Source organism: Colwellia sp. MB02u-9, assembly GCF_014077085.1.
In the GTDB taxonomy this organism is placed as follows: Bacteria; Pseudomonadota; Gammaproteobacteria; order Enterobacterales; family Alteromonadaceae; genus Cognaticolwellia.
Genome location: NZ_JACGVF010000091.1, coordinates 66,838 through 80,954 on the forward strand (window position 1 = coordinate 66,838; position 14,117 = coordinate 80,954).

The following is a 14,117-nucleotide window of genomic DNA, read 5'->3' on the forward strand; positions in this document are numbered from 1 at the left end:
AATAAGCTTAATTTATACTTTGGCGTTCGCGTTAAGCGGGGTCATTTTCAACATTTATCTAAGATAAACAACAAACGTTAATCTTTGTAATAGAGATTAACACCGTTATTTGGCCAAACCGATTAAGATTAAAGCCGTTAGCCAGTAAGTATGGTTAGGTATATTAAGCCTAAACGGCTTTAGTTATTTTACTGGCGTAATTAGTCAGTAACTTGTTGATTTGCGCTTTAGGCGTTTTAGCTAATTGCTTGATTAAACTAAAGGGAATATTTTCTAATCCGTAGCGTTCGCTAATATCATTTAACATAATCAACCAGAGTTCTGCGGTCATTTCTGCGTCAAATAACGCCCGGTGAAAACTCCCATCGGCGGCAATGTTTTTATAATTAATTAAGGTGCCCAATTTATGATTTGGCGCATCTTGATAAATACGGCGTGATATTAATAACGAACAAGTAAACTCGCCTAAAACCTGACGACCCAAACGAGCAAATTCAGCCTCAAGAAAGCGAGCATCAAAAGAGGCGTTGTGCGCTAATAAATTACTCTCGCCGATAAAGCTCGCAAAATCAGTCATCACTTTTGCACAAGGCGATGCAACCGCCAGCATTCTATTACTAATACCGGTATAGTTTTCAATAAAACTATTAATGCGTCGACCTGGATTCATCAAAGCTTGAAACCGGTCGGTCACTATGCCATTTTCAAGTTTAACAGCGCCGATTTCAATCGCACGTTCTCCTTGAGCTGGCGATAAACCCGTGGTTTCAAAATCGAGCACAACTATTGAGTTAGCTAACACAAACGCTTCCTTTGTCGGTTAATACCCATTGGATTAACCTGAATTGATTTAATACTATGACGTTAATGAAATTATCTCATAATTTAGTGCGCTACACATCAGCCACACGAGACAAGGATGTATTATGTTTAAATTCAAGCGGTAAAATAAAACCTCGAATGAACTTAACCAATTTAATGTTTATTTTTCTAAATCACCCTTATCTAACGCATTGAAGATAAATTATTTTATAGTAAAAAGTAACGTTACAAATAGCGTATTACTCAGGCCAACTCTAATTTTTTATCTTTTAATTTCGCATAGATAAAACCAAAACCCTTTTACATCCGTATATAAAAACAACTAACTTAACCAAGGTTGAACTTTATGTTTTCATTGTTTAAGCAAGACCCAACTAAAAAGTTAAACAAAAGTTATGAAGACAAACTTGAAAGTGCTATTTGTGCGCAAAAAAATGGCAACACTAATGATTTTTCGATGTTTACTGAAGAAGCGCTAAACATTAGAAAAAAAATACAAGCATTAGAAAAGCCAGCAAAGCTTAAAGCTTAACGACTTCAGTACCTCTCGCTCTACATCACTATTTGACCTAATATTTTTAGTTAATATTTTCTTTCAGTAGTAGATAATTCCCATCTACGTAAACAACTATTTGAACCTGATGATTAAAACACTTGATGGTATTTTATAGCGTAAAATAGTTCTATTAAGCTAAAACAGTTATTGAATAAAACAGCCTACCCTTACACGAATGTTGGTGGCAGCGAATGATCTGTAACGGTTTAAATATCGTATAAAATGTTAAATAGGCACACTAAAAAAGTTATTTTAGGTATGCTAAGTCGATTTATTATCCAAACGTATTGCTTCTTTAATCATTGTTTCCTTAAAAAATATCACAGACTTTATGCCTATGTAAGCTTAAGTTGAGCCTGCGATTTTAGCAAAGAGCAGCTAAATTTTATCAGGATATTTAGCAGCTCTTTAATTCATGTCAGCATAGATAACACTGTCATCAATCATTTGTTTTCATACTTGGTCAATAAAGCTTATTTTTTATTTAGTCAGAAATTCCTTACAGGATAAACATGCAAAAAAAATTTAATCCCGAAAAAGTCATCGATGTTGTTCATTGGAACGATAGTCTTTTTTCTTTTAAGACCACCCGTAGTCAAGGACTCCGCTTTAGGAATGGTGAATATATCATCATTGGCTTAGCACAAGAAAATACTCGACCGATTTTACGCGCCTACAGTCTCGCCAGTGCAAACCATGAAGATTATTTGGAATTTTTCAGCATTAAAGTTGAAGGAGGCGCTTTTACCTCCAAGTTACAACATTTAGCTATTGGCGATGAAGTCATTATCGGCAGTAAACCAACCGGAACTTTGGTTATAGATGATTTACGAGATGGTCGAAACCTACTCTTGGTAGGCACAGGAACGGGCTTGGCGCCCTTTTTAAGTATTATCAAAGATCCAGAAACTTATCAGCGTTTTGACAAAGTGATTTTATTTCATGGCGTAAGGTACGTGAATGAATTGGCTTACCACAAAATAATAACCACAGATCTGCCTCATCATGAATATCTTGGTGAGATGATTACTGAACAGCTAATCTACTATCCCAGTGTGACTCGTGAGAGCTATAAAAATGAAGGACGCATTACTGATTTAATAAAAACAGGCAAGCTCTGTCTTGATATTGGCATACCTGACCTTGATCCTGAGTTTGACCGCGTGATGCTATGTGGTAGTCCTGCTATGCTAAAAGACACCTGTGCCATGTTAGATGAAAGAGGTTTTCAGGAAAGTCGTAAAAAAGGCGTGCAAGGCGACTACGTTGTTGAAAGAGCTTTTGTTGAAAAATAGTACTTCAATAGTACTATTTAGCTTTAACAACACTGAAAATCAGCTTTATTAATGAGGTATTTAAGTAGCTAGCAAATCGCCATTTTCTGTATTTTAGCGGGTAAAAATAGGCAAATTGTAGCTTCGTTTACATCATCTAATGCTAGGTGGTGTAATGAATACAAATTAGGACTCACGAGCAACAAAGGTTTTTCATGAAAAAAGAAGAGAAGAACCGTTGTTGACACAAATAATACCTTTACAGTAAAAAAAAACCTTATAACCATCATGCAATAAACAACCGTAAATAAGCCGGTAATCAGTCAATTAATCGTTACCTATGTCAATTAAAGTGTTTCTTTCAAATTGACAATGCCACCAACAGGATAGAGTTTATAAGTAGCATAACGACTGACAAAATTTTATGTCTGGTATTTATCTATTTTTCCTCATAGAAAAAGTGGATCATTTCATTGGCGTCTGGTTAGGATTTTGCCGCACTTTCTAACGCTTTTATTTCAACCGCTATTTTTTCAGCTTCAGCAGTAACCATTGAGTAGCCTTTGATATCACCTTTTCTCTGTAAATGCATGGCTTCTTCAAGTTTAGCTTCATAACGTTTGTTTAATTTTTTTAATGGGTCTGACTTAAATATTGAAAACATAAAAACTTATTATTTAATGAGGTGTTATTTATTATACGGTTGAAAACCCATTTAAGTTTTTATTAATTACACTTTTTTAATAAAACATATCAAAAATTATTTTTATACCCATTTGATTAAGTAAGTGATCTACTTTTTCATGAGGGAAATCGATAAAACTAAAGACCATTGCAAGCGCTCTAAAAATATATTCAAAAATAGCGACTTATTCTAAAGAGCAAGCTATGAGCCCTTATTGGAAAATGACATCAGTTCATTCAGCTGATATATGTTTATAAAAAACGATTCAAAGTAAGTAAGGTTATTCATTCTTTTGGTATATTCTGCATTTGTGTAATATTCCTAACTAGTGGGGCATTAATTGTTATCACTTATTCCGAAATATTTTGTAAAGGTACAGGGTGCCGAGCTATGGTATATATATATGATCGCAACTCCTTTTATCATTATCGGGTTTGTCATTGCAGAAATGATATTTTTTTCCCGTTATCCTCTGGAAGATGAAAGCGAAACTATAAGTCGTTAAAGCAGGACAAATAACAGTTGGCTTTTGCTCCTACGTCGCTTATTTTAGCCAACATATTATTTACCTCTTAACGAGGCGTTAAATGCACAGTCAAACATGGAGTAGTTATGACGTTTATCGCATCATTTGCCGATGAAAGTGGAACACATAAAGGTTGCCCTTGCTATACAATTGGCATTCTCAACATACCTGAAGATTTTTTGCCGGTATTTAATCAAACCATTGAACAAATATATAATGCTAGTGGTCTCCAAGGCGAAATCAAATGGGAAAAAATTCGAAAAAGCTCAGGGCAAGTTAATCTCTGCACTTCTATTCTAAAACTTTTACTTCAGAGTCCATGCACATTTCATTCTATTGCTGTATCAAAAGAACCTTATAGAAAATGGCACTCTAACGAAGAAGCCGCTTTTTTCACAACATACGATTTCTTGCTACGTCAAAGTAGCCAAGGATTAAATTCAAAATTTAAAGTTTACATAGATCAAAAAAGTACTTCATACAGTAAACAAGATGAGGTGATGCAAATTATAACTAATCATATGTTAGCTAAGCTTCCAACTTCATCGACAATCGAGCATGTATCAATGGAAAACTCAAAATTGCATTGGGGCTTACAGGCAGTCGATGTGATAACTGGTGCTATCAATAGTGGTTATCATTTATTCTTTGATGAAAACGCTAAAATTCAAACAGCCAAGCAAATTACAATTGCTAGGATGGCGAAAATTCTAGGGTGGGATAAGTTGCAATATGATACTTATCCAAACGACCACTTTAATATTTGGCACTTCCCACCTGAAACGCGTGCTATACCGGGTACAAGAAATATTGAACCTAACTTTACAATAGGTGATATTAGTCGAGAAGAGTTTGGTGTAGTGTGCACTTAATAGCCATTCAACAGGGACAAAAAACAGTTGGCTTTTGCTCCTTTGTCGCTAATTTTAGCCAACTACTTTATTGCACATTAATTGGGCGTTAAGTAAATAATATGGTCGATCCACTGATAATAAAGCACTCTGACATCAAAGTAGCTAATGCCGATTATAAAAGTTTATTTCTCAAGCACGGAAATATTTTGTTTGAGTTAAACATTGAGGAAAATAGAGAGCTTGTTCACGCTGTAAGCCAGTATGAGCAATACACGGGTCAAGAACCTGATATCGACCAGAGAGAATGGATTAAGAAAAACATTAATCCGCTACCATCCCTTAAGCCTTTGGCTGTATTTATATTCCTGATTACACAGTGGCGAGCAACAACAATTGTAGGGAATGCAGAGTCACCAAATGATGGATATATATACGTCAGCATCACTACAGAAGGTTCAGGGCACTGAAATTACTTAACAAAAAAATGTTGCGGCGTTACCGATACAAAACCTAATCCAAAGTGTTAAGTGTCTTTAAAAGCTAATGTCTCAAATATGGCATAAGTGTATATTAGCAGTGTTTACTTTATGCAAAGAGACAGCTCTAATAAGGTCGAAATAATGTGGTACGGGTAAAAATTAAATATAAAAACGAAAGATGTAGCATAAAATAAATTTCAGGTCAGTTGTTAACCATTCAAATAAATAAATAAAAGTTAGTCAAACGTTTACAACATAATATATGGTTAGCTGCAAGAGCAACCATGGAGTCAATATGAAATTTTCACCTATTAATTTCAACGAAAAATTCACAAAATTCTCTGAGCATTGGTCACCTCGTGTCATTGCTGAAATGAATGAATACCAATTTAAATTAGTTAAAGTAGCAGGTGAATTTGTTTGGCACGATCACACGGAAACTGACGAAGTGTTTATTGTTATTGATGGCTGCCTTACTATTGAATTTCGTGATGGTATAGTTTCACTAGAGTCTGGTGAAATGTTTGTCATTCCAAAAGGTGTAGAGCATAAACCCTCTGCTAGCAGCGAGTGTAAAATTATGATTGTGGAACCCAAGGGTGTTGTTAATACCGGCGATACGGGTGGTGACCTTACGGCTAAAAATGATCTCTGGGTTTGAAGCGCAGCTAAAATTAATGCTACTGGTTACTGCTCATTCCTCACTAATTTTAGCCTCTTATTGTGATATGGGTATTTTTATGGATAAAAATCAGTATTCTCACCGAGCTATTTATTTTTTTCTCTCATGGACTTTACTAGGTACTAGTTTTTATACCACTGAAACTATCGCGTTAACATCATATTAGAGAAATTTAATAAGCCGAAATTCAGTTTTGGCGTTTTCAATAAAATACAACGTATGTACAAAAAAGCTATTAAAAAGGATGATAATGACTATACGTGAAGCTAAAATCAGTGACACTGAAACAATTCAGTCGCTAATTTTACGGGCAGTAAAGCCAGAAAGTAACGCCGACTTTAATAAAGCAGGTGTTAAATATTTTAAAGCAACACTCGAATTATCGGCGATAAAAAATCGTATTATGAACGATGAATATTTGATGCTGTGTTTTATCAAAGGACACAAGATGGTTGGAATAATTGCAATTTATAGAAGAGAGAAGTTAAGCCAGCTTTTTGTCGACCCTGCAGCTAGAAAGTTAAACATTGCTAGCCAATTATGGTCAGCGGCCGATAAAGTCTGTTTAGCCCAAGGCGGCAATGGTAACTACTGGGTAAAGTCTTCGACTATGGCAATTCCAGTTTATCAGCGTTTTGGTTTCCGTTTAAATGGCGCTCAAAAAAATAAAGACGGTATAGTTTATTACTCCATGCTACTCGAGTCATGAATGGTGAACTACAAACCCTTCAAATGGAAAAATACCGTTGGTGTTTTCTCTGCGCTAAATATTTTAGCCCGTAAGATTAAGTTAACTACCTACCACCACTTAACTTTTTGATATATAATAATTTATTTTATTATTTTTCAATAGTTGTAAAGCCGCGAGTATTTACCTCACATTCGCACTAATAAACCGAGGCTTATCATTACATCTAGGTCTTGATTTTAGAGCTTTTGTACCCGCTTAACCAGCCAGCTTACATTTGTTTATCAATACGTACTGTGCCATTGGCGAGATAAATCATGCGAACCGGGTCTTTTGGCTGAAATAGCATACGATGGTCTAGGTCTTGTATCACCATGTATTCATCACCGTTATTAATCTTGATCATTAGCTCGACTAACAGTAGGGTTTTTTCTTGATATTTAGGGTTTCTATCATGGCTGATTGAACCACCAATAATAGCGCCTAATATGGTTGCTACGCCGCGGCCACTACCGCTACCAAATTGATTGCCTATTGCGCCACCAATTAACGCACCACCAAAGGTTTTCCAGCCTTGGTTTTTATCTTGAATCAACTCCTGTTCGGTAATATTTCGTACCGATAATACCTGACCAAATAAAACTTTTTCAACTGGCACAGCTTTATTACGCTCATAATCAGCATTAGCGAAAGGGATGAATGCCGACCAGAAAATTAACGCTAGAGTAATTGTTTTCATTTTGCTCTCCTTTATTTATTAAATAGAGGGTATTAAATAGTGTGTAATAAATAGCACTTGAAGTATAACGTCTATAATCGTGCTGCTTTTTACCACACTATCTATTTTTTAAGCAGCACGCTCAAGGTCTCTAAAACCATCTCACTTTAGCGCTTACCAACCCACTGATTCTTTAGCTTTCGTTTTACGAATTTCAGTTTCATCGGCCCATTCAACTAAGCCACTTTCAAGATCCATTAAACGTAAAGTGAATTTATAGTAAACATCAGACTTATCTTGGTTGCTTTTAACGATACTCGATAAGTTACCGTATAACATATATTGCGCGCCAATTTGACGGCCAAACTGTGATGCTGTGTTTGGGTCAACCATGCCACCGTCATGTTGAAAGTTTAATTGCTCACGTGCCGCTTCTACTCGACCCATATCTACAAAACGGAACTTGCCAGAGCGTAAAAGCTTAGTAGCAATAGAGTCGGTGATTGACTCGGTATCAATATGCTCACTGGTTTTATTTTTTAAGCGTTCAACAAACATTACTGGACGGGTATTTTGCGTTAATGTGCCCACTACTGGTGACAATAATAACGAGTCGGTCATTTGGGCAGCAACCTTTTGTAAGTCCGTTGAACCAAAGTTAATATCGGTAGTTTCTACCGCGGTGGCATCGCCATACCGAACCACGGCTTTATTAGCACAACCCGCGGCGAATACTAGGGTTAAGCCGAGTGTTGTTACCAGTGCTAATTTATTCATAATGCTATTCCTTAACGATTAATATTTATATGCTTTTTCAGGGATTGCACGAACATAAACATTAAATGTACTGACATTAATATTCGGCGCTAATCCGGGTAAAGTGGTGGATTGTTTACCATGTAATTCCAATGGTATCCAGGGTGTTTTTCCGGCTTCAATAACAAAGCCTGCTTCGTCAAACCAATTGAAATGATATTGTAATTTTTGTGATTTTTCATAACGGCTAGTCAAGGTTAAGTTGACTTGTAATAAGCCATTATTTTTGCGCGATTTAACGTCGCTAATCACGAGTTTTTTCGCTAAATCAGCGTTTTGTACTTCAAGGTGTTTACTAAAGTCATCACCTTGGGTCATGGCACTGGTGCCTGTGCCAGAGGTCACAGGAGGCTTATTATTCGCACAGCCAGCGGTAATAAAAACGCTCACTAATATCACTGCTAAACAGCCGGTGATATTTTGGCCCATGTTAGCCATATTTTTGCTATTGAACATACTCCCTCCTAATGCATTAGTTATTTATAAATTTATCGCTTGATAACCAGTATAGCTACCGATAGCAGAAAAATTAATTAAGGTGATTCTATTTGGCTGCACGTCAACTTCAATGTTTTTTTGTTGTCCGTTTAGCTGCACTTGTAATACTTGCTTACCAGCGGGTAAATTCATCCGCACAATATCCACTTGATCGGGCAAGGTTGACCAACTTCGAGTATCGGCTCTTTCTGAGGCTATATTGTAAATACTGGCTAAAATATTACCGACATCGCCGGCCTCTCGACTCAATTTTTGTCGCATTTGTTCTTTCGCGACAACGCGAACGACTTGTCGAGTCAGCAGTGCGGGTAATTGATCTTGTAAGTCTTTCGCGGCTAACGATTGAATACGCACAATTTCATTCGACAAATAGCTTTGGTCTTGGTTTTTAAAGGTAAGTTTACTGTGCTTTGGTAAAGCCCCTTCATACACAGGTAAAGAAAAACTGAAAAACTTTAAGCCGCTGTTGCTTCGACCTATTGGCAGATTTAAGCCAATATCTTGCTTACTATTAACAATGTCTTGCTCAATAAACACAACGACTTGCCCTTGCTCTTTTGACGTTTGTGCTTGATATTTTCCAAAGCGTTGTTGCAAGCTAGCTAAGTCGTCTTGCATACCTAACTTAGCGGCTAAGCGTAAAACATCTTGTTGCAAATAATGGTTCTCTGGGGATATTTCTATTGCACGCTTATAATCTATGTAAGCGTCATTTAGCTCGCCACTGGCTTCATACAAGATGCCAGAAAGATAAAAGGTAAAGGCATTTTGAAAACCATTTTTCACTTGACCAATCGCACTTGCCATACTTGGATAACCACTATATAGGCTATCTGTGGTCATGCCTGAGTTGTTAAGCTCCTTTTGCGCTTGATAGATTTCGTTTTTATAAGCTTTAAGTGCCTTCTCTTGCACTAAATTTGCGCGACGTACTTCAACTAATGCGCCAACTAAATCATGTTGAAATAAGTAATTTAGCGCCTGATAACTATGCAACATACTTTGTTCATAATAAGGCACTTGATAAGAGGTCGCATTGTCGTTACTGACAACTGCGCTTAAATTTTCAAAACCTTTACTGATTTGAATTTTTGCCTTGTTGCCTTGTTCTTCAATCTCAACATAGGCTTGAGCAAAACTTTTTTGGCTAGCTTGCCAATCGGCGGCTAAAAATTCTAAGCGCCCTCTTTCAAGTAAATTTAAAACGTAACTGTTATTACTTTGAGCACGTTCACCTAGTAGGTTTTGCGCTTTAACAAATTCACCTTGGCGTTGGGCCGCTTTCACGGGTTTCATTTGGCTGTTATAGCCTTGAAAAAGATCAGTGAGCTCAAATGATGCACAACCAGATAAAGTTGTGATAATAATGCTGACAACCATGCGCTTAGGGAGGAAATTGATCATAAGAGTTAATTTATTTCCATAACATTTACTTACTACCGGTATTTGTCTCACTATATATTTATCTCATTATATATGAACGAGTTTATGAAGGTTATTAACTACTTTAGTTGCAAGTAAAAGTAGTCTTATTTGAGAGAGGTAGCAATACTTACTTTGTTGTTAAAGTGTAAAAAGAGGTAAGCAATTTATATCAACACTCTAAAAAAACTGCATCCTAAGTAACGCATTATTGTAGACCTGCAACAGCTAGTGCAACGGCTGTATCTTAAAATTTAGTTTTGGTATCTTGTTCATTATGTTCTCCGATTATTGTTGTATTTTTATATTGTTACCTTTGTAAGATATTTATGCGTTTGGTAATACTTTTCGTTTAAACCAGTAATCAAGGCTGACATAGCGCCCGCCACCGATAAAAAACAGTGCCAATAGCATAATGAAATAAGTCGCTGCGAACTCAATGCCATTATTTAAAATACTAATATTACCGCTGCTGGTAAGCCACTCGTAGTTACCGTGTTCTTGCAAAATAGCAACAATCATTTCTTTTTTCTCAACGCTTGCCTCTACTCGCTCGTTAGCAAATGGTGCATTAGCATCTGCAATCGCTTGCCAGCCATATTGTCCGTGCACAGATGTCATCGCTATAAACATAGTAAACATCAAAGGCACAGCCATTAGGCGCACGCCTAAGCCAAGTAATAAGGCAATAGCACCAATAACTTCAGCACCTACGGCTAAAATGGCCATAATATAAGGAAAGGGTAAACCTAAGCCCCAATCGTCATTACCAAACCATTGCACAATATTATCAAAACCCTCTATTTTAGTGGTACCCGCCATCCAAAAAATAGGCACCAAATACAAACGCAATAATAATGGCGCAAGAAAATCCAATTTTTTTGTTGAATTTAATATGTCATAACTTTTTTCCAATATTGCTTTAATCATGCTTTATTCCTATTTTTTTAAGCGTAATGTTTAATTTTATTTTACATTGCCCATACTTTACATTACCCATACATTGCCAAAATAATTAATTGGTTCTACAGCTTTAATTCGACATCACAGGAAATGCATAATTGGTAACTGCATAATTTGACCCGATAAGTTGTAAAGCTATTTCATTATTTTTAGTGACGATAGGATTAAAATATAGCTAATTATTTTTTTGAAATATAAATGAAGTTTATCGATTCAACATACCGCCAAGGCTTTACTAAGGATTTAAATAGCTATATAAACCCTTAGTAACTTAATGTAACAAACTGAAGTTAATATAAAAAATAGTCTGTGACTTTATGTCTAGGTAATTTTAGCTAGTGCCTTAAAAACGAAAAAATGACACTTAAGTCTGTGAGATTAATAAATTCATTAAATAAAATAGTAATTTTTATTATTTCGTCGAGAAGACAGGTTGTGACTTTAGGAGGATTTGGAGCTTAAAAAAAATAACGGGCAATAATAACCGCTAGATATTTGCCTGGAGGGAGCTATGAACACAACATATTGCAAGCATAAGCTGCATTGGTCTGGCAATATGTGTGTTCACTAACGCGATAGTAGGCGCTATAAGGTTAACATGGTAACCGTTTGGCTTGGCTAGTTATAACGTTTCAACTGCTGCCAGTGCTTGAGTAAACTCAGGCAGTTCTAACTCCAAACATTCATCATTTTCTTGCCAATTGATACCGATAATAACGCCATCTTCGAGTAAGTCTTCAATCCAAAATTCCATCCAATCAGCTAACGTAATAGCCGCAGGTATATAATCAGCCCACTCTTCAATACAATGACTTTTGGCCAGTGCTTGTGTTGACCAAAGTGGCATAACTTCAGTGTTTTCAAAGTTAATTGAATCAAGTACCACCCAATCTTCGCTGTTTTTATCTTGTAACGCCCAAATTATTTGTGTTTCTTTAACTTGATTTAAAAATGACTTCAGTGTTTTTTCAATGCTCATTGGTTTCATTACCCTAATTACGTTTTTAACATTATACCAAGTGAATTAAATCTAAAGATATGAATTTGTTGTTACAGGTAAATATTGCTCAGGAATTGCCACACATTCGTTACTTAAAAAGCTTTATACCTATTAAATTAACCATCTGTTAAGCTGCAGAGATGAGTAACTTAAGTAACAGAATAATCATTGAAAATTGAAATCGTAAATAATATTTCAGCTATAGCTGAACAAGACTGGCAACGGCTAAATCGACAGCCATCGGTGTTTTCAAATTATCAATTTCTCCAGTGTTTAGAAACGAGTGGCTCGGTTAGTGGTGCTCAAGGTTGGCAACCTCATCACTTACAATTGCGTGATAACGATAAAAATGAAATTAACGCTATTCTGCCCATGTACGTTAAATCTCATTCATGGGGAGAATATGTTTTTGATTGGGCATGGGCCGAAGCCTATGAAAAGCATAATATGCCCTACTACCCTAAATTAGTCGCTACTACGCCTTTTACACCGGTAACTAGCCATAAATTATTATCCAACCATGTTGGCCTTGCTGATGTTTTCGAGGTATTAACACACCATTGCCAACATAAAAACTTAAATAGCTGGCACTTATTATATTGCTTACCAACACAGCAAAAGTCTGATGATGTTTACCAACGTAACACAGTGCAATTTCATTGGCTAAACTATAACTACCGTGACTTTGACGATTTCCTCTCACGCTTCACCGCCAGAAAAAGAAAAAACACTCGCAAAGAGCGTCTTTCAATGGCGCAACAAAACATTGAGATTAGACGCGTTACCGGTAAAGATATTAGTGAAAAAGAACTTGAGTTTTTCTATTTAACTTATCAGCTAACTTATTTAAAACGTGGACATACACCACATTTATCGTTTAATTTTTTTAAGTCAATAGTAGAAAAGTTACCTGAGCATATCTTGCTGATCATCGCTAACTGTAATGGCGAAGACATCGCTTGTGCTTGGTTCTTTTTTGACGACAAGCATTTATATGGTCGCTATTGGGGTTGCACGAAGAGTTATAACAATTTACATTTTGAATTGTGTTACTACCAAGGCATAGAGTTTTGTATTGAAAATAAACTGAGCTTATTTCACCCAGGCACCCAAGGTGAACATAAAATAGCCCGAGGCTTTGAACCTAAGCTAACCACGTCATATCATTGGATCAAACATGCAGGCTTCAAACCTGCTATCAAAGCCTTTTGTTTGCAAGAACAACAACAAATGCGTACTTATCAAGCGCAGTGCCAAACACTACTACCTTATAAGTTAAACAATGAAAACGGTTAGTCACGCTAATAATCATATGAATAAAAAACTGAGTGAAAAATTGAGTAAACAACCATGAACAAACCCTTCTCCCAAGCCTGTGAGAACAATAAAGTCGCCATTTTAGCTGCGCTAGCTGATAGCTTTAGTGCCAGTAAAACTGTGTTAGAGGTCGGTTCAGGCTCTGGCCAACATGCGGTGTTTTTTGCACCCAACATGCCATGGTTAAGTTGGCAGACCAGCGATATATTGTTAAATCATCAAGGTATTAGCCAATGGTTAAGAGAATATCCTGCAGGTAACTTACTTCACCCAATTGAACTTGATCTCAACCATCCTTGGCCAATTGAAAAAATTGACGCCATATACACAGCAAATACCTTGCACATTATTAGCTGGCCATTAGTGCAAGCATTTTTTAGTGGTGTATCACAACATTTAAATCAACAGGGTAAATGTTGTGTTTATGGGCCATTTAATTATCAAGGCCAGTACACAAGCGAGAGTAATGCCGGTTTTGATATCTGGCTCAAAGAGCGTGATAGCCAAAGTGCTATTCGCGATATTGAGGCGATAATGGCCTTAGCGGATAGTGTGGGTTTATCGCTAGAAAATGATCATGCTATGCCAGCAAACAATCGCTTATTAGTCTTTCAAAAGCTGGGTTAATTCATTTATCTGCTAAGGGGATTAGTATTAAAACCATGATTGTTAAAAATATTGTTGTTAAACCCGTTATGGTTAAAAATACACTACGTTGAGCTAGTTATGGACAAACTGACCATGGATAGGCTAAGCGCAATAAAAACTACAGCGCTTGAGCTGCAAAGACTTTTACCTATGGGTTTTGAGCTCAAAA

Annotated in this window: 16 protein-coding genes; 8 read left to right on the plus strand and 8 right to left on the minus strand. The window is 36.4% G+C overall.

The window, feature by feature from the left end:
• Positions 1 to 169: 169 nt before the first annotated feature.
• A complete protein-coding gene (locus H4J65_RS07375; protein WP_182183177.1) occupies positions 170 to 802 on the minus strand; it encodes a PolC-type DNA polymerase III in 633 nt (210 codons plus the stop codon).
• A gap of 366 nt (positions 803 to 1,168) precedes the next feature.
• On the opposite strand from H4J65_RS07375, the gene H4J65_RS07380 reads away from it, so the two are divergent.
• Together H4J65_RS07380 and H4J65_RS07385 are read left to right on the plus strand one after the other, a co-directional pair.
• Positions 1,169 to 1,354, plus strand: a complete 186-nt coding sequence (locus H4J65_RS07380) for a DUF6435 family protein (protein ID WP_182197114.1) — start codon at positions 1,169 to 1,171, stop codon at positions 1,352 to 1,354.
• Between the two features lie 536 nt (positions 1,355 to 1,890).
• On the plus strand, positions 1,891 to 2,673 hold the full coding sequence (locus H4J65_RS07385; RefSeq protein ID WP_182197116.1) for a ferredoxin--NADP reductase: 783 nt from the start codon (positions 1,891 to 1,893) through the stop codon (positions 2,671 to 2,673).
• A gap of 463 nt (positions 2,674 to 3,136) precedes the next feature.
• On the opposite strand, the gene H4J65_RS07390 is transcribed toward H4J65_RS07385, so the two are convergent.
• Complete coding sequence (locus tag H4J65_RS07390; protein ID WP_182183172.1) at positions 3,137 to 3,316, minus strand: DUF6435 family protein; 180 nt, start codon at positions 3,314 to 3,316, stop codon at positions 3,137 to 3,139.
• A gap of 633 nt (positions 3,317 to 3,949) precedes the next feature.
• Between H4J65_RS07390 and H4J65_RS07395 the strand changes: the two genes are divergently transcribed.
• The 4 genes from H4J65_RS07395 (at position 3,950) to H4J65_RS07410 (ending at position 6,587) form a co-directional block, all read left to right on the plus strand.
• The gene (locus tag H4J65_RS07395; protein WP_182197118.1) at positions 3,950 to 4,735 is read left to right on the plus strand and encodes a DUF3800 domain-containing protein; all 786 of its coding nucleotides are present in this window, start codon (positions 3,950 to 3,952) and stop codon (positions 4,733 to 4,735) included.
• Between the two features lie 101 nt (positions 4,736 to 4,836).
• Entirely contained in the window at positions 4,837 to 5,184 is a 348-nt protein-coding gene (locus H4J65_RS07400; RefSeq protein WP_182197120.1) for a hypothetical protein, read from the plus strand.
• Between the two features lie 307 nt (positions 5,185 to 5,491).
• Entirely contained in the window at positions 5,492 to 5,857 is a 366-nt protein-coding gene (locus H4J65_RS07405; protein ID WP_182197122.1) for a cupin domain-containing protein, read from the plus strand.
• A 271-nt stretch (positions 5,858 to 6,128) separates the two neighbouring features.
• Positions 6,129 to 6,587 (plus strand): GNAT family N-acetyltransferase, encoded by a 459-nt coding sequence (locus H4J65_RS07410; protein WP_182197124.1) that lies wholly within the window; start codon positions 6,129 to 6,131, stop codon positions 6,585 to 6,587.
• Between the two features lie 250 nt (positions 6,588 to 6,837).
• On the opposite strand, the gene H4J65_RS07415 is transcribed toward H4J65_RS07410, so the two are convergent.
• From H4J65_RS07415 to H4J65_RS07440, 6 genes are all read right to left on the minus strand, one after another.
• On the minus strand, positions 6,838 to 7,305 hold the full coding sequence (locus tag H4J65_RS07415) for a glycine zipper 2TM domain-containing protein (RefSeq protein WP_182197126.1): 468 nt from the start codon (positions 7,303 to 7,305) through the stop codon (positions 6,838 to 6,840).
• Between the two features lie 153 nt (positions 7,306 to 7,458).
• Positions 7,459 to 8,061, minus strand: coding sequence for a penicillin-binding protein activator LpoB (lpoB, locus tag H4J65_RS07420; RefSeq protein WP_182197129.1), 603 nt, complete (start codon positions 8,059 to 8,061; stop codon positions 7,459 to 7,461).
• An 18-nt stretch (positions 8,062 to 8,079) separates the two neighbouring features.
• A complete protein-coding gene (locus H4J65_RS07425) occupies positions 8,080 to 8,556 on the minus strand; it encodes a YcfL family protein (protein ID WP_259367558.1) in 477 nt (158 codons plus the stop codon).
• A 24-nt stretch (positions 8,557 to 8,580) separates the two neighbouring features.
• Positions 8,581 to 10,002 carry a COG3014 family protein gene (locus H4J65_RS07430; RefSeq protein WP_182197131.1) on the minus strand — a complete coding sequence of 474 codons (1,422 nt, stop codon included), beginning with the start codon at positions 10,000 to 10,002 and terminating at the stop codon, positions 8,581 to 8,583.
• Between the two features lie 345 nt (positions 10,003 to 10,347).
• Entirely contained in the window at positions 10,348 to 10,950 is a 603-nt protein-coding gene (locus H4J65_RS07435; protein WP_182197134.1) for a DoxX family protein, read from the minus strand.
• A gap of 655 nt (positions 10,951 to 11,605) precedes the next feature.
• Positions 11,606 to 11,962, minus strand: coding sequence for a DUF2750 domain-containing protein (locus H4J65_RS07440; RefSeq protein WP_182237225.1), 357 nt, complete (start codon positions 11,960 to 11,962; stop codon positions 11,606 to 11,608).
• A 189-nt stretch (positions 11,963 to 12,151) separates the two neighbouring features.
• Between H4J65_RS07440 and H4J65_RS07445 the strand changes: the two genes are divergently transcribed.
• Complete coding sequence (locus H4J65_RS07445) at positions 12,152 to 13,279, plus strand: GNAT family N-acetyltransferase (protein WP_182197136.1); 1,128 nt, start codon at positions 12,152 to 12,154, stop codon at positions 13,277 to 13,279.
• Between the two features lie 54 nt (positions 13,280 to 13,333).
• A complete protein-coding gene (locus tag H4J65_RS07450; protein WP_182183144.1) occupies positions 13,334 to 13,927 on the plus strand; it encodes a DUF938 domain-containing protein in 594 nt (197 codons plus the stop codon).
• Positions 13,928 to 14,117 lie beyond the last annotated feature (190 nt).

Excerpts from the sequence above, each read along its gene's own strand:
- H4J65_RS07430 (WP_182197131.1), bottom strand. The coding sequence starts at position 10,002 with ATGATCAATTTCCTCCCTAAGCGCATGGTTGTCAGCATTATTATCACA.
- H4J65_RS07395 (WP_182197118.1), top strand. The coding sequence starts at position 3,950 with ATGACGTTTATCGCATCATTTGCCGATGAAAGTGGAACACATAAAGGT.
- H4J65_RS07400 (WP_182197120.1), top strand. The coding sequence starts at position 4,837 with ATGGTCGATCCACTGATAATAAAGCACTCTGACATCAAAGTAGCTAAT.
- H4J65_RS07450 (WP_182183144.1), top strand. The coding sequence starts at position 13,334 with ATGAACAAACCCTTCTCCCAAGCCTGTGAGAACAATAAAGTCGCCATT.
- H4J65_RS07380 (WP_182197114.1), top strand. The coding sequence starts at position 1,169 with ATGTTTTCATTGTTTAAGCAAGACCCAACTAAAAAGTTAAACAAAAGT.
- H4J65_RS07405 (WP_182197122.1), top strand. The coding sequence starts at position 5,492 with ATGAAATTTTCACCTATTAATTTCAACGAAAAATTCACAAAATTCTCT.
- H4J65_RS07410 (WP_182197124.1), top strand. The coding sequence starts at position 6,129 with ATGACTATACGTGAAGCTAAAATCAGTGACACTGAAACAATTCAGTCG.
- H4J65_RS07425 (WP_259367558.1), bottom strand. The coding sequence starts at position 8,556 with ATGTTCAATAGCAAAAATATGGCTAACATGGGCCAAAATATCACCGGC.
- H4J65_RS07390 (WP_182183172.1), bottom strand. The coding sequence starts at position 3,316 with ATGTTTTCAATATTTAAGTCAGACCCATTAAAAAAATTAAACAAACGT.
- lpoB (WP_182197129.1), bottom strand. The coding sequence starts at position 8,061 with ATGAATAAATTAGCACTGGTAACAACACTCGGCTTAACCCTAGTATTC.
- H4J65_RS07435 (WP_182197134.1), bottom strand. The coding sequence starts at position 10,950 with ATGATTAAAGCAATATTGGAAAAAAGTTATGACATATTAAATTCAACA.
- H4J65_RS07385 (WP_182197116.1), top strand. The coding sequence starts at position 1,891 with ATGCAAAAAAAATTTAATCCCGAAAAAGTCATCGATGTTGTTCATTGG.
- H4J65_RS07415 (WP_182197126.1), bottom strand. The coding sequence starts at position 7,305 with ATGAAAACAATTACTCTAGCGTTAATTTTCTGGTCGGCATTCATCCCT.
- H4J65_RS07440 (WP_182237225.1), bottom strand. The coding sequence starts at position 11,962 with ATGAGCATTGAAAAAACACTGAAGTCATTTTTAAATCAAGTTAAAGAA.